Source organism: Rathayibacter sp. AY1A2, from assembly GCF_002930935.1.
In the GTDB taxonomy this organism is placed as follows: domain Bacteria; phylum Actinomycetota; class Actinomycetes; order Actinomycetales; family Microbacteriaceae; genus Rathayibacter.
The window spans coordinates 95,372-115,134 of sequence record NZ_PSTP01000005.1; the positions used below are offsets into that span (position 1 = coordinate 95,372).

Genomic DNA, 19,763 nt, shown 5'->3' on the forward strand with positions numbered 1-19,763 from the left:
CCGCGAACGAGCACCGAAGGAGCCCCGATGGGCTGGAACAACCCACCGATCCCCTGGTCGGAGTTCGAGCGCCGCCTCTCCAGCGGCAAGCGCGCCGACGGCACGGTCGTCCGGGGCGACGGCGGCGACAGTCCGGCCTGGTCGCACAAGCGCCCCGCCTACGTGGCAGGGGACGACGTCCGGCCGCCGGCTCATCCGGTGCCCTACGCCGAGCTGCACGCCCACTCCCACTTCAGCTTCCTCGACGGGGCGAGCAAGCCGGAACAGCTGGTCGAGGAGGCGGTCCGGCTCGGCATCGACACTCTCGCGCTCACCGACCACGACGGCCTCTACGGCATCGTGAGGATGGCCGAGGCCGCGCAGGGGCACGCCGTCCGCACGGCCTTCGGAGCCGAGCTCTCGATCGGGCTCACCTCGCCTCAGAACGGGGTCGCCGATCCGGAGGGGACCCACCTGCTCGTCCTCGCGCGCCGCGAGGAGGGCTACCACCGCCTCGCCCGTGCGATCACCACCGCCCAGCTCGCCGGAGCCGAGAAGGGCAAGCCGAGCTACGACCTCGAGGAGCTCGCGCGCGCCGCCGACGGCCACTGGATCGTGCTGACGGGCTGCCGCAAGGGAGCGGTCCGTCAAGCGCTCGCCGCCGCAGGAGTGGCCGCGGCCGAGCAGGAGGTCCGCGAGCTCGTCCGGCTCTTCGGTCCCGCCAACGTCCTCGTGGAGCTGTACGACCACGGGGATCCCCTCGCCTCGCGCGCCAACGACCAGCTGGCGGCGATCGCCGAGAAGCTCCGGCTGCGGACGGTCGCCACCGGGAACGTGCACTACGCCCGGCCGGAGGAGCGCCCCCTCCAGACGGCCCTCGCCGCGGTCAGAGCACGCCGGAGCCTCGACGAGATGGACGGGTGGCTCCCCGCAGCGGGCGGCGCCCACCTGCGCTCCGGCGCCGAGATGGCCGAGCGCTTCGGCCGCTACCCCGGCTCCGTGGAGAACACGGTGCGCGTCGCCGACGAGATCGCCTTCGAGCTCGGCCGAGTCCGGCCCCGGCTGCCGCGCCAGGAGGTCCCCGAGGGGCACACCTCGATGAGCTGGCTGCGCGAGCTCGTGCGCGAGGCCGTGCCGGCCAAGTACCCCCGCGCCGACGCCGACGTCCTCGCGCGCCTCGAGAAGGAGCTCGCGGTGATCGAGCAGAAGGACTTCCCGGGCTACTTCCTGATCGTCCACGACATCGTCCACTACGCCAAGCGGAACGGCATCCTCTGCCAGGGACGCGGCTCGGCCGCCAACTCGGCGGTCTGCTACGTCCTGGGCATCACGGCGGTCGACTCGATCTTCTACGACCTGCCGTTCGAGCGGTTCCTCTCCAGCATCCGCGACGAGGAGCCCGACATCGACGTCGACTTCGACTCGGAGCGGCGCGAGGAGGTGATCCAGTACGTCTACCGGAAGTACGGACGTCTGAACGCGGCCCAGGTCGCCAACGTCATCACCTACCGGCCCAAGTTCGCCGTGCGCGACATGGCCAAGGCCCTCGGATACAGCGCCGGGCAGCAGGACGGCTGGTCGAAGCAGGTCGAGCGGTGGGGGTCCGTCACCGAGAGCACCGACCACGACATCCCCGAGGACGTGGTCGCCCTGACCACCCGGGTGCTGGGCACGCCCCGGCACCTGGGCATCCACTCCGGCGGCATGGTGCTGACCGACCGGCCTGTGGGCGAGGTCTGCCCGATCGAGCCCGCCCGGATGGAGGACCGCACCGTCCTGCAGTGGGACAAGGACGACTGCGCCTGGATGGGCCTGGTCAAGTTCGACCTCCTCGGGCTCGGGATGCTCGCCGCCCTGCAGTACACGTTCGACCTCGTCGCCGAGCACGTCGGCGAGAAGTGGGACCTCTCCACCCTCCCCCGGGAGGAGAAGGGCGTCTACGACCAGCTCTGCCGCGCCGATTCGATCGGGGTGTTCCAGGTCGAGAGCCGGGCGCAGATGGGCACCCTCCCCCGGCTGCAGCCGCGCCGCTTCTACGATCTGGTGATCGAGGTAGCGCTCATCCGCCCCGGCCCCATCCAGGGCGGTGCGGTCCATCCCTACATCCGCCGCAAGCTCGGCGAGGAGCCGGTGACGTACCAGCACCCCCTCCTCGTGACGCCGCTCAAGCGCACCCTCGGCGTGCCGCTCTTCCAGGAGCAGCTCATGCAGGTGGCCGTGGCCGTCGGCGACTGCAACGCGGAGGACGCCGACCTGCTGCGCCGGGCGATGGGGTCCAAGCGCGGCACCGAGAAGATCGAGACCCTCCGCGAGCGGCTCTACCAGGGGATGGCCCGCAACGGCATCACGGGCGAGGTCGCGGACGACATCTACCTCCGGATCCAGGCCTTCGCGAACTTCGGCTTCGCCGAGAGCCATGCGATCAGCTTCGCCCTGCTGGTCTACGCGAGCGCCTGGCTCCGCCTGCACTACCCCGCCGCGTTCACCGCCGCGCTGCTCAGGGCGCAGCCCATGGGCTTCTACGCCCCGCACACCCTGGTCGCCGATGCCCGGCGTCACGGAGTGGAGGTCGTCTCGCCCGACGTCAACCGCTCCCTGGCGCCTCCTGGGCTCGAGGCGAAGGAGGATGCCCCCGCACGCCGGAGGAGCGGCGCCGCCTACGGGAGCGACGACTGCCTCCGCGCCGATCAGCCGCCCACGGGACTGTTCGACCGCACCGAGCACTTCCACACGGACGACCACAGGCGCGACAGCGGCTTCGTGATCAGGCTCGGGCTGGCCGGGGTGAAGGGCATCGGCACCGCGCTCGCCGAGCACATCGTCGCCGAGCGCGAACGCGGCGGACCCTACGCGAGCATGGCCGACCTCTCGCGTCGGGTCGGCACGACCGCGGCTCAGCTGGAGGCCCTCGGCGCCGCGGGCGCCTTCGACTCGCTCGGTCTGCAGCGCCGGCAGGCGCTCTGGGAGGCCGGCACCGCCGCAGGCGACCGCGAGGAGTTCCTCGCCGGCTCCACGGTCGTCGTGCAGCCCCCGCTCCTGCCGATGCTCTCCCCTCAGGAGCGCGTGGTCTTCGACTTCTGGGCCACCGGCATCTCGCCCGACGACCATCCGCTGCGCCACCTCCGCGAGGGACTCGCTCGCCGCGGCGCCCGCTCCTCGGCCGATCTCCCCGCCATCCCCTCGGGGACCCGGATCGAGGTCGGCGGGGTCGTGATCCACCGCCAACGTCCCTCCACAGCCGGTGGAGTGACCTTCCTCAACCTCGAGGACGAGCACGGGATCCTCAACGTGATCTGCTCCGTCGGAGTATGGAACCGCTACCGCCGCGTGGCCCGCGAGGCACCCGCCCTGCTGGTCAGGGGGATCCTCGAGCGCTCCGACGAGGGGGTGACGAACCTCATCGCCGACAGGTTCGAGACCCTCAAGGTCGGCGCTCGCACCACCTCCCGCAACTTCCGATGACCCCTCAGCGGCACCGCCCGCTCGCCCCACGAGAAAGCGACACCATGACCACTCTCGACCACGCCGCCCCCGCTCCGCACCTCGATGCGCCGCTCCTGAACGACCGCGAGCTGCGCGAGCGCGTCTCCTCGCTGATCGGACCGGCCTACCGCCGGGCCCTGTGGCCGATCTTCCTCGACCGCGACGGCGTGCAGCTGCCGATCCTCTACCCGGTGGACGGACTCCCCGTGCACCCCGACGAGGAGAAGACCGAGCGGATCGTCGCCACCCTCGCCAAGGCCGTGGCGCACCAGGACGTGGGCTCGCTCGCCTTCGCCCTGGAACGTCCCGGGCGCGCCTTCCTCGGCGAGACCGATCGGGTCCTCGCCCGTCACCTGGCGGCGGCGTGCCACAAGCGGGCCATCCCCCTCCGCGCGCTCCTGCTCGTCCACGACGAGGGAGTGCGGGTCGTGACCGCGACGGAGTACGCCGCGGTCACGCTCTGAGCGCTCGGGCCCCAGGCGGCCGTTCAGGACATCGGCGGCCGGCCACCTGAACAGCCTGCCGCCACGGAGCTCAGGTGCTCAGGCGCTCAGGCGCTCAGCGTCACCAGCAGCGAGGAGGCGCCGAGATCCACCTCGGTGTCCCCGGGCTGCACCGCGTACTCCCCGACGCCGAGCAGCGTCTCCGCCACCTCCGGCAGGGCGATGCGGGCGGCGGACTCGCCGACGTTGATCGCCACGGTCACCCGACCGCGGCCGAGAGTAAGCCAGCGGGCCTCCTCGTCGAACTCCACGCGGAGCGACCCGAAGCGCGGGTCCGTCAGCTCGGGGTAGCGGCGGCGGATCACCGCCAGCTCGCGGTACACCTCGAGGGTGCGGGCGTGACGCCCCTCCCCGACCTCGGACCAGTCGAGCCGCGAGCGCAGGAACGTCTCCGGGTCCTGCGGGTCGGGCACGACCTCCGGGTCCCAGCCCATCTTCGCGAACTCCTCGATGCGGCCCTTCGCCGTCGCCTCGCCCAGATCCTTCTCCGGGTGCGAGGTGAAGAACTGCCACGGGGTCGACGCCGCCCACTCCTCGCCCATGAACAGCATGGGAGTGAAAGGGCCCAGCAGCGTCAGAGCAGCGGCGATCGCGAGACGGCCCTCGTCGAGGGACGCCGTCAGACGGTCGCCGACCGCCCGGTTGCCGATCTGGTCGTGGTTCTGGCTGCAGACCACCAGGCGCCAGGTCGGCATGTGCTCGGTGTCCACCGGACGGCCGTGGTGACGGCCGCGGAACGTCGAGAGGGTGCCGTCGTGGAAGAAGCCCCGGGTCAGCACCTTCGCGAGGGCGCCGAGCGGCGCGAAGTCCTCGTAGTAGCCCGTGGTCTCCCCGGTCAGCGCGACATGGACCGCGTGGTGGAAGTCGTCGCTCCACTGCGCGTCGAGCCCGTAGCCGTGCGCCTCCCGCGGAGTGATCAGCGTCGGGTCGTTGAGGTCGGACTCGGCGATCAGCGTCAGAGGGCGCCCGACGTGGGCCGACAGCACGGCCACCTCGCTCGCCATCTCCTCGAGCACGTGCACGGCCCGCTCGTCCGAGAGGGCGTGCACCGCGTCCAGGCGCAGGGCGTCGACGTGGTAGTCGCGCAGCCACATCAGAGCGTTGTCGATGATGTACCCGCGGACGGTGTCCGAACCCTCGCCGTCGAGGTTGATCGAGCTGCCCCAGGTGTTGGCCTTCTCGTTCTTGAGGTACGGGCCGAACTCCGGCAGGTAGTTGCCGCTCGGGCCGAGGTGGTTGTAGACGACGTCCTGGACCACGCCGAGGCCGGCACGGTGGGCGGCGTCCACGAAGCGCTGGTACGCCTCGGGTCCGCCGTACGGCTCGTGCACGGCGTACCAGAGGACGCCGTCGTAGCCCCAGTTGTGCGTTCCGTTCACCGCGTTGACCGGCAGCAGCTCGATGAAGTCCACGCCGATCGAGCGCAGGTGCTCGAAGCGCTCCCCCGCCGCGTCCAGGGTGCCCTCGGGTGTGAACGTGCCGAGGTGCAGCTCGTAGATGACGGCGCCGGCGAGCTCGCGCCCGGTCCAGGCGGAGTCGCCCCACTCGTGCGCCGAGGGGTCGAACGTGCGCGAGAGCTCGTGCACGCCCTTCGGCTGGCGGCGCGAGCGGGGATCCGGCAGCGGACCACTGCCGTCCACCCGGTACCCGTAGTCGACCTCGCCGGTGGCCGGAGCCGACGCGGGCGCCCGCCACCATCCGTCGTCTCCGTGGCGGGTCATCGTCAGCGACGAGTCGTCGCCGAGAAGGAGCTCGACCGTCGAGGCCTCGGGGGCCCAGACGTCGAACCGCTCGGGCCCGGTCGTCGGGAGTGCGTAGCGGTAGGGAGTCGTGCTGATCACTGCTGTCTCCAGGAGGGGTCGGATCGGTCTGCGGTGCGGTGGCGGAACCGGTCAGGAGACCGGGGCGAGCAGTGCCACGGGGTAGTCGGCGAGGATCTCGGCGACCGGAGTCACTCCTCCCGCGAAGGTGCGGCCGGTGAGGACGTCCTCCATCGGGTGCCCGGGCAGGACCACGACCGTGCCGTTCCACCCGCCCGAAGCGGCGAGGCCCTCGGGGAGCCGGGTCGCGACGGTCAGCGCGCCGCCGCGGTCGAAGGCGATCGCGTGCTCGGCGGCGGGCCCGATCGCGGGGACGGCGGCATAGCGGGTGAACAGCTCGGGGCGGTCGCGGCGGAGCCGGAGGGCGCGCGAGATGACGAGGAGCTTCGCGGCTCCCTCGGCGTCGATCGCGGGCCTCCAGCCGCCGTCGATCCGCTCCAGCAGCGCTCGACGCTGCCCGAAGTCGACCTCGCGGCGGTTGTCCGGGTCGACGAGGGAGGTCTCCCAGAGCTCGCTGCCCTGGTAGACGTCCGGGATGCCCGGGGCGGTGATCTGCACGAGCTTCGCGGCGAGGCCGTTCGACCAGCCGGCGGCCGACACCCGCTCGACGGTCTGCTCGACCAGCCGGCGGACGGCGGGCTCGTCGAACGCCGCGTCGATCGCCGCGTGCATCCGCTTCTCGAACTGCTCGTCAGGAGCGGTCCAGTGCGTCGAGTCGTCGGCCTCGCGCGACGCCTTCTCGGCGTAGGCGTGCAGGCGCTCGCGGCTGGCGGGCCAGGTCCCCACGACGGCCTCCCAGAGCAGGTGCTCGATCGGGCCGTCGCCGAAGCCGACGAGGTCGTGGAGCTCGCGGAGCGTCGCCGCCCACGCCTCCGGGTCCTCGGCCAGTGCGGTGATGCGGGCACGGGTGTCCTCGCCGCGCTTCGTGTCGTGGGTCGAGAGCGTGGTGAGCGAGGCGGGGAACGAGGCCTGGCGCACGGCCTGGCGGCGGTGGAACTCGACCAGGTCGATCGCGAACTCGTCCGGGTCCGCTCCGACCTCGTTCAGCGAGGTGAGGCGGCTGAAGCGGTAGAACGCCGTGTCCTCGACGCCCTTCGCCATCACCATGCCGGAGGTCTGCTGGAAGCGCACGGACACCGGCGTGCCGGTCTCGCCGAGCGCCGCGGCGACCTCGTCGATGGTCGCGCGGATCTCGGGACGGCGGCGCACGGCGTCGACGCGGGCGTGCTCGAGGTGCTCCGCTCCGTAGGGGAGGTAGCTGCGGTAGACCGGGTAGGTCGCCAGGAGCTCCGCCAGCGCGTCGTCCGCTCCCTCGATGCCGGGGATCAGGCGGGCCAGCCGCAGGACCTCGGAGCGGAGGATGCCGTCGGCGATGCCGCGCTTGGTGTCGTGGATGAGGTCGGCCCACTGCAGCGGGGCGCCCTTTCCCGTGAGCTCGGCGTCGAGGCCCTCCAGCACGGGGCGGGCGTCGGGGTCGACCAGGATGCGGTCGACGTCGGCCAGGGCGTCGTAGCCCGTGGTGCCGACGGTCGCCCAGTGCGGCGGGAGCTCCTCGTCGCCCTCGAGGATCTTCTCGACCCAGACCGGGGCGCCGCCGATCGCGCGGGCCAGGTCGTCGAGGTATCCGCCCGGGTCGGCCAGGCCGTCCGGGTGGTCGACGCGCAGGCCGTCAGCGAGCCCCTCGGTGAACCAGCGGACGATCTCGGCGTGCGAGGCGTCGAACACCTCGGGCCGCTCGACCGTGATGGCGGCGAGGGTGTTCACCGCGAAGAAGCGGCGGTAGTTCAGCTCGGCGTCGGCGCGGCGCCAGTTCACGAGCTCGTAGCTCTGGCGCTCGTGCACCGTGCGGCCGGAGTCGCCGGGCTCGGCGGTGCCGGGCGCGATCGGCAGGCGGTTCTCGTAGTAGTGCAGCTCGTCGCCGACGACCTCGAGCGCGTCGAGCTCGCTGTCGCTGTCTCCCTCGCTCGCACCGTCGCCGAGGATCGGCACGCGCAGCTTCCCGCCCCCCGCCTCCCAGTCGATGTCGAAGGCGGTGGCGTAGCGGGAGGACTTCCCGTTCCTCAGCAGGTCCCACCACCACGAGTTCTCGCTCGGGGTCGCGACGCCCATGTGGTTGGGGACGATGTCGATGAGGACGCCGAGGCCCTCCGCCCGCGCCGCGGCCGAGGCGTTCGCCAGGCCGGCCGCGCCACCGCGGTCGGGATCGACCTCGGTGTGGTCCACCACGTCGTAGCCGTGGTCCGAGCCGGGCTCGGCCTTCAGCAGCGGCGAGAAGTACAGCCAGTCCGCTCCGAGCGCGCGCACGTAGTCGGCGACGCGGGCGGCGTCGTCGAGGTCGAACGCCGACCGGATCTGGAGGCGGTAGGTGGAGGCGGGCAGACGCACGTCAGGCTCCTGTCGAGGGTGCGGTCGCGGAGTCGGTCGACTCGGCGTGGGGGCTGGTGGGTCCCGTCGAGGAGACGATCGGGATGGCCGAGGTGGCGGCCAGGGACGCGAGCGAGGCGGCGACCGAGTGGTCGACCTCGGGCTCGGGGGTGCTGTGCTCCTGGAGGATGACGAGCGACTTCGCCTGGACGGTGAGCACCGCCCCCGCCGGACGCGGGATCGAGTCCGCCTCGGCGCCGGCGGTGTCGACGAGGACGCTCCACTCGAGCGCGTACTCGTCGCTCGGGATCGCGAACTCGACGTCGACGTCGTCGGCGTTGAAGTACAGGAGGAAGCTGTCGTCGGTGACGGGGCGTCCGCGCTGGTCGCGCTCGCGGATCCCGTTGCCGTTGAGGTAGATGCCCACCGATCGGCCGAGACCGGAGTCCCAGTCGGACGGGGACATCTCGGTGCCGGCAGCGGTGAACCAGACGATGTCGGGCAGGGGCTCGCCGTCGCCGCGCAGGACGGGGCGGCCGTCGAAGAAGCGCATGCGTCGGAAGGTCGGGTGCTCGGCGCGCAGGCGGATGAGCGCCGCGGTGAACTCGAGCAGCGGCCGGTCGGCGTGCGCCCAGTCGATCCAGGTCAGCTCGCTGTCCTGGGCGTAGGTGTTGTTGTTGCCGTTCTGGGTCCGGCCCAGCTCGTCGCCGTGGAGGATCATCGGAACGCCCTGGGAGATCAGCATCGTCGCGAGGAAGTTCCGCTGCTGGCGCGCCCGGAGCGCGAGCACCCGCGGGTCGTCCGTGGGCCCCTCCACGCCGTGGTTCCAGGAGCGGTTGTGCGACTCGCCGTCGTTGCCGTCCTCGCCGTTGGCGTCGTTGTGCTTCTCGTTGTACGAGACCAGGTCCCGGAGGGTGAAGCCGTCGTGCGCCGTGACGAAGTTGATCGAGGCGACCGGGTAGCGGCCCGAGTGCGCGTAGAGGTCGGCCGAGCCGGTGAGGCGGGAGGCGAACTCCCCCAGCGTCGACGGCTCGCCGCGCCAGAAGTCGCGGACCGTGTCGCGGTACTTGCCGTTCCACTCCGTCCACTGGGGCGGGAAGTTGCCCACCTGGTAGCCGCCCGGCCCGACGTCCCACGGCTCGGCGATCAGCTTCACCTGCGAGACCACCGGGTCCTGCTGGACGAGCTCGAAGAAGGTGGAGAGCCGGTCGACGTCGTAGAACTCGCGTGCCAGCGCCGAGGCGAGGTCGAAGCGGAAGCCGTCGACGCGCATCTCCGTCACCCAGTAGCGCAGCGAGTCCATGATCAGCTGGAGCGAGTGCGGGTGGCGCACGTTCAGGGTGTTCCCGGTGCCGGTGTAGTCCATGTAGTAGCGCTTGTCGTCGTCGACGAGGCGGTAGTACGCCTCGTTGTCGATGCCGCGGAACGACAGCGTGGGGCCGAGGTGGTTGCCCTCCGCCGTGTGGTTGTAGACCACGTCGAGGATGACCTCGATGCCGGCAGCGTGGAGCGCCTTCACCATGCTCTTGAACTCCTGGACCTGCTGGCCCTGGTCGCCCGTGGAGGAGTAGGTGTTCTGCGGAGCGAAGAAGCCGATCGTGTTGTAGCCCCAGTAGTTCGAGAGGCCCTTGTCCATCAGCGTCGAATCGTTCACGAACTGGTGCACGGGCATGAGCTCGATCGCCGAGACGCCCAGGTGCTTGAGGTGGTCGATCACCGCGGGGTGGGCGACTCCGGCGTAGGTGCCGCGGAGCTCCTCCGGCACGTCGGGATGCGTCTTGGTGAGCCCCTTCACGTGCGCCTCGTAGATCACGGTGCTGTCGTAGGAGGTGCGCGGGCGGCGGTCACCGGCCCAGTCGAAGAAGGGGTTGATGACGACGCCCATCATCATGTGCGGCGCCGAGTCCTCGTCGTTCGTCGAGTCCGGGTCGCCGAAGGTGTACGAGAAGAGGGACTGGTCCCAGTCGATCTCCCCCGAGATCGCCTTCGCGTAGGGGTCCAGCAGCAGCTTGTTCGGGTTGCAGCGGTGGCCGGCATCGGGGTCGTACGGTCCGTGGATGCGGAAGCCGTAGCGCTGGCCCGGCTGGACCTGCGGAAGGTAGCAGTGCCAGACGTAGGCGTCCGACTCCTGGATCTCGACGCGCGTCTCGGTGCCGTCCTCCTCGAAGAGGCACAGCTCGACGCGCTCGGCGATCTCACTGAACAGGGCGAAGTTCGTGCCGCTTCCGTCGAACGTCGCGCCCAACGGGTAGGCGGTTCCGGGCCAGGTCTCCACGAGACTCCTCAGGGGATTGTTCTCGGGCAGTCCGGGAGACGCCGATGTGCGGTCTGCGGATGCCCGACGTCGGGGGTGATGGTCCGTCACTTCCGCGACGGACCGACTGCTCAGCTTAGCGAGCGTGTCTCGAGCATTCCCCTGACGGTCAGCGCTCATCGCGCGGTCCTCCTCCGGTGGTCACGACCGGCGGCCGGAACCGCCGTCCGGTTCGTCCTGCGGGCGCGTGAGCGGGCAGGTCGTTCCGGTGGGTCACGCTCGAACAGTACGGTCGCGCCCGGTCCGCCGGGGAGGGCTGGCGCCGCGCCGGGTGCATCGGCTAGAACGCGCCGGAGGGACTGTCCGGCGCACGCGGAGGGGCCGGCCGGGCTGGGCGGGAGCAGCGATCGGCCCCGTCGTCAGGGCCACGTCGCCACGGACCGGGGCGCCGCACCGCGATCAGTGCGAGCCGAGCCTGCGCCGCAGGAGATCGATCCGCGCCTGCAGCTGGGTCACGCTCGCCTGCGCCACCGCGGGTCCGCCGCAGAGCCGGCGCAGCTCGGTGTGCACCTGGCCGTGCGACTCGCCCGTCCCCCGTGCCCACAGGCCGACCAGGGAGTTGAGCAGGCTGCGCTGCTCCTTGAGCGTGCGGTAGAGCGGTGCCGGGATCTCGCTCACCGGCTCGGCCGGGGCCGCCGCCCCCGCGCGGCTGCCGGCGCGCTTGGCCTGCCGCTGCTGCCGGTGCTGGAGGAGCTCCCGCACCTGGTCGGGCTCGAGGAGCCCCGGCAGGCCGATGAAGTCGAGCTCCTCCTCGCTCTCGACCTCGACCTCCATCCCGAACTCGGCGCCCTCGTAGACGACGCGGTCGAAGGTGGCGGCCGAGCCGATCGACTCGAAGCGGCCCTCCTCCAGGAGATCCGAGGACGCCTTCTCGCTGCGCTCGGCGTCGGCCATCAGGTCGGCCTCGGGGTACTCCTCGTCGTCGGAGGTCCTGCGGTCGAGGGCGTGATCGCGCTGCAGCTCCATCGAGCCCGCCAGCGCGAGCAGGCCGGGCACGTTCGGGAGGAACACCGAGGCGGTCTCGCCGCGGCGCCGCGCGCGCACGAAGCGGCCGATCGCCTGGGCGAAGAACAGCGGAGTCGACGCCGATGTCGCGTAGACGCCGACGGCGAGCCTCGGCACGTCGACGCCCTCGGAGACCATGCGGACCGCGACCATCCAGCGACTGGTGTCCTTCGCGAACTCCTCGATCCGGTCGCTCGCCTCCTTCTCGTCGGAGAGCACGACGGTGACGGTCTCGCCGCTTATCTCGCGGAGCATCGCGGCGTAGGCGCGCGCGGTGTAGTGGTCGGTCGCGATGACCAGGCCGCCGGCGTCGGGCACGGCGCGCCGCACCTCGGTGAGGCGGGTGTTGGCGGCGCGGAGGACCGAGGGGATCCAGTCGCCCTTCGGGTCCAGCGCGGTCCGCCAGGCCTGCGAGGTGATGTCCTTGGTGTTGCCCTCGCCGAGCCGCGCCTCCATCTCGTCGCCGGCCTTCGACTTCCAGCGCATCTGCCCGGCGTAGACCATGAACAGCACCGGCCGGACGACGCCGTCCGCGAGCGCGCGGCCGTAGCCGTAGGCGTAGTCGGTGAGCGAGGTGCGGATGCCCTCCTCGTCCGGCAGGTAGCTGACGAACGGGATCGCCGCCGTGTCCGAGCGGAACGGCGTCCCGGTCAGCGAGAGCCGGCGGACCGCGGGCTCGAAGGCCTCGCGCACCGCGTCGCCCCAGCTGAGGGCGTCGCCGGCGTGGTGCACCTCGTCGAGGATGACGAGGGTGCGGCCGGACAGGGTGAGCTCGCGGTGGAGCTCGGCGCGGACGGCGACCTGCGCGTAGGTGACGGCGACGCCGTGGTAGTGGCGGGCGTGGCGGCCCATGCGGTTGGTGAAGGTCGGGTCCAGGCGGATGCCGACGCGGTGCGCGGCCTCGGCCCACTGGCGCTTGAGGTGCTCCGTCGGAGCGACCACGGTGATCCGGTCGACCGTGCGGTTGTGCAGCAGCTCGGCGGCCAGCCGCAGCGCGAAGGTGGTCTTGCCCGCGCCCGGGGTCGCGGCGGCCAGGAAGTCGCGCGGCTCGTGCTGGAAGTAGGCCTCGAGCGCCTCCGCCTGCCAGGCGCGGAGCTTGTTCGCGGTACCCCACGGTGCCCTGCCCGGGAACGACGGGGACAGGTGCTCAGCGGCGGAGGTGCCGACCTGATGACCGAAGCTCGAGGGACTGTTCACGTGGACCGAATCTAGCCGACGCCTCCGACAGCGGCTCGGTCTCCGCGGCCCGCCGGGAGGCGCACGGCGTGTCGCGCCGTGCCACCGGCGGCCGGGTGCGGAGCATGATGGAGGGATGGTCGAGCAGCGTCATCCGTGGTCCCGCTACGTCGCCCTGGGCGACTCCTTCACCGAGGGGATCGGCGATCCCGAGCCCGGCAGCCCCGGCGGGCACCGCGGCTGGGCAGACCGCGTGGCGGAGGTCCTGGGCAGCCAGAACGAGGACTTCGCCTACGCCAACCTGGCGGTGCGCGGCCGCCTCCTGCAGCAGATCGTCGACGAGCAGGTCGAGCCCGCCCTGGAGCTGCGCCCCGACCTCATCACCATCTCCGCGGGCGGGAACGACGTCATCCGCCCGGGGACCGACCCCGACGACATCGCGTCCCGCTTCGAGTCGGGCCTCGCCCGGCTCCGCTCCGACGCGGCGACCGTCGTCCTCTTCACCGGAGTGGATGTGGGCTTCTCCCCCGTGTTCGGGCGGATCCGCGGGAAGGTCGCGATCTACAACGAGAACCTGCGGGCGCTGGCCAAGCGGTACGACTGCATCGTCGCCGACCAGTGGTCCCTCCAGGAGATCCAGGACGTGCGGATGTGGGCGCCGGACCGCCTGCACCTCAACCCGCACGGCCACCACGAGGTCGCGCGCATGGTCCTCGAGTCGCTGAACGTCGAGAACGACCTGCGCCCCCTGGCCCCGGAGCCGCTGCACGCCCGCACCTGGCGTGCCGCCCGCACGGAGGACATCCAGTGGGCGCGGGAGTACCTCGTGCCGTGGGTGCTGCGCCGCGTCCGCCACCAGTCCTCCGGCGACTTCATCACCGCCAAGCGGCCCTCCGCCGAGCGCTGGAGCACCGATCCCGCGGCCTCGGAGCCGGGCTCGGTCGTGTCGGGCAACGCGACGCCGGAGGAGGTCGCCGAGGACATCGCGACCGCGGGCGTGCGGATCATCGACGACCGGGCCACGGATCCCCTGGCCTGATCCGCTCCCGGGAGGCGGCAGCTCGCCCCGCGCTCAGCCGAACAGCTCGGCCGGGTGGCCGAGGCGCCAGGCGAAGCCCGGGTCCTCGATCGACCCGTCGGCGACGAGGGGAAGCTCGTACGGGGTGCCGTTGACGTCGACGACGGCGGTCCCCACGCGCTCACCGTCGGCGACGGTCTCGAGCGGATCGAGGGCGACCGTGGTCGTCGTCGAGACCGCGCCCCACACCAGCACGGACCGCGCCTCCGCGGTCTCGGCCGTCGCCGTCTCCCCCCACGCGCTCGTGAGAGTGCCGTACTCCTGCCCCTCGACGGTCAGCGGGACGGTCCGGAAGCCCGCCTCGACGGTCGGGACGAGGGTCAGCACGTCCGCGGCGAGCTGCGGGTGCGTACGCGCGCCCACCACCACGCCGACCAGGGTGACCGGCCGGCCCTCGACGGTCGAGTCGAGCGAGAACAGCAGGCACGACCCCGCCTCGTCGGTCGTCCCCGTCTTGATCCCGTCCACTCCCGAGCGGCCGAGGAGCGAGTTGGTGTTGTCGACCTCGCCGACCCCCGGGATGACCGCGGTCGGCATCGCGACGATCGGAGCGAGCACCGGGTCCGCGATCAGCAGCTCGCCCAGGCGCACCATCTCGGCCGTCGTGCTGACCGTCGCCGGCGAGAGCCCGCTGGTGTCGGCGAGGGAGGTCCGCTCGAGCCCCTGCCCGTCGAGCCAGCCGCGCGCCGCGGCGAGGAAGGCGTCCTCCGAGCCGTACGCCCAGATCGCGAGCGACTTCGCGTAGTTGTTCGCGGACGGGAGCATCATGGCGGTCAGCGCCTCCCGCTCGGTCAGCTGCAGACCCGCGGTGACCGGAGCGTTCGAGCCGTTCTCGGCCAGGGTGTCGTTGTAGTACTGCACGTCCGCGCTCGTGAAGGTGATGGTCTCCCCGTCCGTCCCCGCCGCGATCGGCTTCGCCGCGAGGACGACGAGAGCGGTGACGACCTTGGCGATGCTCCCCGTCGGCACGGTTCCGGTGGAGCCGTAGCGGGCGAGCAGCCCGTCCTCCTCCGTCCCGTCGATGCCCACGGCCGCCACGGCGCCGGAGCCGTAGGCAGGCCAGGCCAGAGCGGGCGCGTCGACGGTGCTCGAGACGGGGTCCACCGCGACGGCGCTCGCCGTCGGCAGCTCCGCGGTCGCCGCGTTGGTCGCGTAGGCACCGCCTCCGCCGACCAGCACGGTCGCGGCGACGAGACCGGCGACGACCGCCCCGCGCCGTCGACGCGGTCGCGGCTCCGGCGCGGCGGGCTCCCCGAACAGGTCGAGGGCGTCGTCGGATCGGGTCGGGGAGGTCACCCCGTCATCGTACGGGCGAGCCTCTCACCCGTCCCGGACGCCGCCCCGTCGTCGGACGCGGCGGGTGACGCGCGGCACCGACCCCGATCCAGCGTCGGGAGCGTCAGCAGCAGGTCACCGCGGGGCCGCCGAGCGCCGGAGCCGGGCGGTCAGCGCCCGCGGGTCAGCGCCCACAGTGCGACGGCGCTCGCCGAGGCCACGTTGAGCGAGTCGACGCCGTGCAGCATCGGGATGGTGACGACGGTGTCCGAGGCGTCCAGCGCCGCGCGGCTGAGCCCGTCCCCCTCGGCGCCCAGGACGATCGCGACGCGCTCGGGGCGAGCCGCCGCGTACTCGTCGAGCGGCACCGCGTCCGGAGCGAGCGCCAGGGCGGCGACCGAGAACCCGGCCTCCTCCAGAGCGCGGCGAGCCGGTGCCCACTCGGGGGTGCGCGTCCACGGCACCTGCAGGACCGTTCCCATGCTCACCCGGACGCTGCGCCGGTACAGGGGGTCCGCGCACCGCGGCGTCACGAGCACCGCGTCCGCGCCCATGCCGGCCGCGGCGCGGAAGACGGCGCCGACGTTGGTGTGGTCGACCAGGTCCTCCAGGATCACGACGAGGCGCGCGCCCTCCAGCAGCTCGGCCATCGGCCGCAACGGCGGACGGTGCATCGAGGCGAGCGCTCCGCGGTGGAGGTGGAATCCGGTCAGCTCCTCGATCAGCGGATCCGGCGCCACGAAGACCGGCACCTCGGGGTGACGCTCGAGCACCCCGGCCGCGTCCGGCAGCCGCTTCTCCTGCACCAGGACCGAGCGGGGACGGTGCCCGGCGTCGAGCGCCCGCTCGATCACCTTGGCCGACTCGGCGATGTACAGACCGCCCTCCGGCTCCAGCACCCGCCGCAGCGCCACGTCGGTGAGGCGGTGGTAGTCGGCGAGGAGCGGGTGGTCGAGGTCGGTGATGTGCACGATCGGCATCCCGGCAATCTAGGGCACGGCGCGGACTAAACTCGTCGGGGGCCGCTCGAACGGCCCTCGAAGGAGGCGCGGATGGAGTCGAGTCCGACACCGGTCGCCGAGGGCCCCGAGGCGCTCGCGGTCGAGCAGGCCGTCGAACTCCTCAGCGGGCGCCGCATCGCCGCCGTCACCGGCGCGGGCATGAGCACCGACTCGGGCATCCCCGACTACCGCGGAGCCGGGGCACCGGTGCGCAGCCCGATGACCTACTCCCAGTTCGTCGCCGATCCCGACTACCGCCGCCGGTACTGGGCCGGCAGCCAGCTCGGCTGGCGCCGCTTCACCAGCACGCTCCCCAACGACGGCCACCGGGCCCTGGCCCGGCTCGAGGAGCGCGGCCTGCTCACGGGCGTCGTCACCCAGAACGTCGACGGCCTGCACGTCCGGGCCGGCTCGCGCCGCGTCGTGGATCTGCACGGCTCGGCGGACCGTGTGCGCTGCATGACCTGCGGCCAGTACTTCGCCCGCGACGCGGTGGCCGAGCGGATCGAGGCGCTCAACCCCTGGCTCGACGACCCCGACGTCTCCTCCCTCAACCCCGACGGCGACGCCGAGGTCCACGACGTCTCGGCGATGACCGTCCCCGAGTGCACGGTCTGCGGCGGGATCCTGAAGCCGGACATCGTCTTCTTCGGCGAGTTCATCCCGACCGAGCGGTTCGAGGAGGCGCGCGCCATCGTCGCGGGCGCCGACGCCCTGCTCGTGGCCGGCTCGTCGCTCGTGGTCAACTCCGGCATCCGCTTCCTCGAGATCGCCCGTCGCGCCCGGATGCCGATCGTGATCGTCAACCGCGGCACCACCAAGGGTGACTCGCGCGCGAGCATCAAGATCGACGGCGGCACCAGCGAGGTGCTCCGCGAGCTCGCCGAGCGCCTGCCCGCGCGCCGCACCGCCGCCCTCTGAGCTCCCGCCCGCTCCGCACCCGACCTCCCGAGAGGCCCCTGTGACCCAGCTCACCCTCGTCCGCCACGGCCAGACCGACTGGAACGCCGCCCGGCGCATCCAGGGCAGGAGCGACATCCCGCTCAACGCGACCGGGCGCGCCCAGGCGCGGGCGGCGGCGCGGCTGCTCGCCGAACGGCGCTTCGACGCGGTGGTCGCCAGTCCGCTGCAGCGCGCCTTCGACACCGGAGCGATCATTGCGCGCGGTCTCGGACTCGACGAGCCGCTGGCGGTGCCGGGCCTGGCCGAGCGCGCCTACGGCGAGGCGGAGGGGATGACCGGTCCCGAGCTCGCCGAGCGCTTCCCCGGAGGCATCGAGCGCGCGCCGATCCCCGGCTGCGAGACCCGCGCCGAGGTCGTCGAGCGGGCGACCGCCGCGCTGCTCGAGGTGGCCGAGCGCTTCCCCGACGCGTCCGTCGTCGTCGCCACGCACGGTGCGGTCATCGGCAGCCTGATCCGCGCGCTCAGCAGCGAGGACCTCCCTGTGCACGGCGTCTCGGTCGGCAACGGCTCCCGGCACGACTTCGCGATCGTCGACGGGGCACTGCGCATCGTCGGCGTCGACGACTCCGGCGACGTGGTCGTGGCGGACGTCGACCTCGACGACGTGCTCAGCCCGGCTCCGGGAGCCTGACGGCCCGCCTCCCGGAGGCGGTCCGATCGCCGGCCCCGCGTCAGCGCCGGCCGAGGTCCTGCAGGAGCCCGAAGAGCACCCGGGCGGAGTCGCGCCAGGAGAAGGCCGCGGCCCGCTCCCTCGCCCGGGCCGAGTGCGTCCGCCACACGGCGCCGTCCTCGAGCGACCGCACACCGTCCGCGATGCCCTTCGCGCTCGACGGGTCGACGTACACGGCGGCGTCCTGGGCGATCTCGCGGAAGATCGGGATGTCGCTCACCACGACCGGCGTCCCGAGCGCCATCGCCTCGACCAGCGGGATCCCGAAGCCCTCGTCCCTGCTCGCCGTCACGAGAGCGGTCGCCCGCGCGAGCACCGCGCGGTACTCCGCGTCCGGCGCCCCCTGGTGGAACACCAGCTTCGCGGTCGGCGCCAGGGCCCGGAGCGTCTCGACGGTCTCGTCGCTCGCCCGGCTCATCAGGTGCAGCTCGTAGTCGGGCAGAAGCCGCATCGCGCGCGCGAGCGTCTCGACGTTCTTGTAGGGCATGAACGAGCCCATGTAGACGAGCGAGCGCCCGGCCGACCGGTCGGGCAGCGATCCCGCCAGAGCGGCGCTCGCCTCGTCGGGCTCGGTCGCCGCGTTCGGGACGACGACCACCGGCCGGGTGGTGAGGCGGTGGGAGCGGATCAGGTCGCGGGTGGTCTCCGAGACGGTGACGACCGCGTCGGCGCGCTGAAGGAGCCTCCGCTGCGGCCACCAGGCGAGGTGGTAGAGCCGCCAGAGCGCGCGCACGGGAGCGGCCAGGTCGCGCGGCGGAGTGCGGTGGCGGTAGTAGATGAGGTCGTGCACGGTCAGGACGAGCCGGTAGCGGCGGCCGAGCGAGCCCATGGTCTGCATCGGCGAGAAGACCACGTCGGGCCGCAGCCGGTTCACCAGCAGCGCGACGAACGGCTCGAACGGGCTGGTCGGCCCGGTCACGCGCTCCCACGGGAGCGACGGGAGCATCGCGAGCTGGCGGCGGTCGCTGATCAGCATGGTCACGTCGTGCAGCTTCGCGAGCTCGCGGACGAGCTCCGCGGTGTAGCGGCTGATCCCGTCGTGCCGCTCGAGCCGGGTGTACCGGCAGTCGACGACGATCCTCATCGGTCGATCCCCTCCTCGAGGGCCGTCCGCAGCACGGCGGCGGCCTCGTCCGGCGTCTCGTAGTGGATCAGGTGGCCGACTCCGTCGATGACGTGCAGGCGGGCGTGCGGCAGCCTCTCGAGCAGGCGGTACTGCGCCGGGAGCGGAGTGATGTCGTCCTGCGCCGCGGCGATCAGCTGCGTCGGCACGCCGATCCGGGAGGCGTACTCGCCGACGTCGTGCGAGACGGAGGCGCGGAACGCCTCGAGGACCGTGTCGCGGGAGGCGAAGGCGCTGAAGTAGCGGTCGTGCTGGTCGTGCACGAAGCGTCGCAGCGCCGGCTCCTTCGTCTTCACCATCGCCAGGCTCATCACCCGCACGATCAGCGGGTCGCTGAGCAGGCGGCGTCCGAGGGGCCCCGGCAGGAGCGCGCCGAGCCGGTAGTAGAGGACGGCGAGCCTGGTCAGGACTCCGCGCGGACCCTGCAGGGCGGGCGCGCCGATCGGGTTGACCAGCACCAGGAGCGGAGCGGGCAGCCCGTCGGCGACGGCCGCGGCCGCGACGATCGAGCCGAAGGAGTGGCCGAGGACGGCCGCCTCGCCGCGGAGCCCCAGCGTGTCGAGGAAGGAGCTAAGCCAGGAGGCGTAGCCGTCCACGTCGTGCGGCAGGCGCGTCATCGGGGTCGAGGCGCCGAAGCCGGGCAGGTCGGGAGCGACGACCCGCACGTCCGCTCCCCCGGCGAGCAGACGGGCGACGACGGGCTCGAGGCCGTGGTGCTCGCCGCGGAACCCGTGCACCAGCACGAGGACGGTCGAGGCGTCCGGAGCGCCGTAGGTCCAGTAGGCGGTGCGGGATCCGGCGACGTCCACCGCGGCCTCGCGGACGGGGACACGGCCGAGATCGGAGGCGTAGGGGGAGGGAGTGGTCATCGCGTTCCTTATCGTAGGGAAAGCCCGTCGAAGATCTGGCCGCAACGCCTTGCGTGGCCTCGATCCGAGCCGGGAGCATGATCACGCGCTCGCAACACGGCGCACCGCCCACCCGTCTCGCGAGACGGTCATCCGCTCAG

The 19,763-nt window shown here is 72.4% G+C and carries 13 protein-coding genes; 5 read left to right on the forward strand and 8 right to left on the reverse strand.

From position 1 onward, the window contains the following. The first annotated feature begins 27 nt into the window (after positions 1–27). Together C5B93_RS06925 and C5B93_RS06930 are read left to right on the forward strand one after the other, a co-directional pair. Positions 28–3,441: an error-prone DNA polymerase gene (locus C5B93_RS06925; RefSeq protein WP_104292100.1), complete on the forward strand. Its 3,414-nt coding sequence runs from the start codon at positions 28–30 to the stop codon at positions 3,439–3,441. 44 nt (positions 3,442–3,485) lie between these two features. Continuing rightward, positions 3,486–3,926, forward strand: coding sequence for a hypothetical protein (locus C5B93_RS06930; protein WP_104221992.1), 441 nt, complete (start codon positions 3,486–3,488; stop codon positions 3,924–3,926). Positions 3,927–4,012: 86 nt separating this feature from the next. Here the strand turns inward: C5B93_RS06930 and treZ are convergent, their stop codons facing one another. The 4 genes from treZ to C5B93_RS06950 form a co-directional block, all read right to left on the reverse strand. After that, positions 4,013–5,806 carry a malto-oligosyltrehalose trehalohydrolase gene (gene treZ / locus C5B93_RS06935; RefSeq protein WP_258065368.1) on the reverse strand — a complete coding sequence of 598 codons (1,794 nt, stop codon included), beginning with the start codon at positions 5,804–5,806 and terminating at the stop codon, positions 4,013–4,015. A gap of 51 nt (positions 5,807–5,857) precedes the next feature. Beyond that, positions 5,858–8,170 carry a malto-oligosyltrehalose synthase gene (gene treY / locus C5B93_RS06940; protein ID WP_104292101.1) on the reverse strand — a complete coding sequence of 771 codons (2,313 nt, stop codon included), beginning with the start codon at positions 8,168–8,170 and terminating at the stop codon, positions 5,858–5,860. 1 nt (position 8,171) lies between these two features. Further along, the gene (glgX, locus tag C5B93_RS06945) at positions 8,172–10,424 is read right to left on the reverse strand and encodes a glycogen debranching protein GlgX (protein WP_104232615.1); all 2,253 of its coding nucleotides are present in this window, start codon (positions 10,422–10,424) and stop codon (positions 8,172–8,174) included. 438 nt (positions 10,425–10,862) lie between these two features. Then, on the reverse strand, positions 10,863–12,665 hold the full coding sequence (locus C5B93_RS06950) for a DEAD/DEAH box helicase (RefSeq protein WP_104292102.1): 1,803 nt from the start codon (positions 12,663–12,665) through the stop codon (positions 10,863–10,865). A gap of 115 nt (positions 12,666–12,780) precedes the next feature. On the opposite strand from C5B93_RS06950, the gene C5B93_RS06955 reads away from it, so the two are divergent. Then, positions 12,781–13,683, forward strand: a complete 903-nt coding sequence (locus C5B93_RS06955) for an SGNH/GDSL hydrolase family protein (RefSeq protein WP_104292103.1) — start codon at positions 12,781–12,783, stop codon at positions 13,681–13,683. Positions 13,684–13,716: 33 nt separating this feature from the next. Here C5B93_RS06955 and C5B93_RS06960 read toward each other — a convergent pair whose 3' ends face one another. Together C5B93_RS06960 and C5B93_RS06965 are read right to left on the reverse strand one after the other, a co-directional pair. Then, positions 13,717–15,018 (reverse strand): D-alanyl-D-alanine carboxypeptidase family protein, encoded by a 1,302-nt coding sequence (locus C5B93_RS06960; protein ID WP_104292104.1) that lies wholly within the window; start codon positions 15,016–15,018, stop codon positions 13,717–13,719. Positions 15,019–15,167: 149 nt separating this feature from the next. Continuing rightward, positions 15,168–15,977: an RNA methyltransferase gene (locus C5B93_RS06965; protein ID WP_104232619.1), complete on the reverse strand. Its 810-nt coding sequence runs from the start codon at positions 15,975–15,977 to the stop codon at positions 15,168–15,170. 72 nt (positions 15,978–16,049) lie between these two features. On the opposite strand from C5B93_RS06965, the gene C5B93_RS06970 reads away from it, so the two are divergent. Together C5B93_RS06970 and C5B93_RS06975 are read left to right on the forward strand one after the other, a co-directional pair. Continuing rightward, the gene (locus C5B93_RS06970; protein ID WP_104250355.1) at positions 16,050–16,919 is read left to right on the forward strand and encodes a Sir2 family NAD-dependent protein deacetylase; all 870 of its coding nucleotides are present in this window, start codon (positions 16,050–16,052) and stop codon (positions 16,917–16,919) included. A 40-nt stretch (positions 16,920–16,959) separates the two neighbouring features. After that, positions 16,960–17,592 (forward strand): histidine phosphatase family protein, encoded by a 633-nt coding sequence (locus tag C5B93_RS06975; RefSeq protein WP_104257555.1) that lies wholly within the window; start codon positions 16,960–16,962, stop codon positions 17,590–17,592. A gap of 40 nt (positions 17,593–17,632) precedes the next feature. On the opposite strand, the gene C5B93_RS06980 is transcribed toward C5B93_RS06975, so the two are convergent. Then, the gene (locus tag C5B93_RS06980) at positions 17,633–18,715 is read right to left on the reverse strand and encodes a glycosyltransferase family 1 protein (protein WP_104292105.1); all 1,083 of its coding nucleotides are present in this window, start codon (positions 18,713–18,715) and stop codon (positions 17,633–17,635) included. Next, complete coding sequence (locus C5B93_RS06985; RefSeq protein WP_104232623.1) at positions 18,712–19,623, reverse strand: alpha/beta fold hydrolase; 912 nt, start codon at positions 19,621–19,623, stop codon at positions 18,712–18,714. Before C5B93_RS06985 ends, C5B93_RS06980 begins: the two co-directional genes overlap by 4 nt. Positions 19,624–19,763 lie beyond the last annotated feature (140 nt).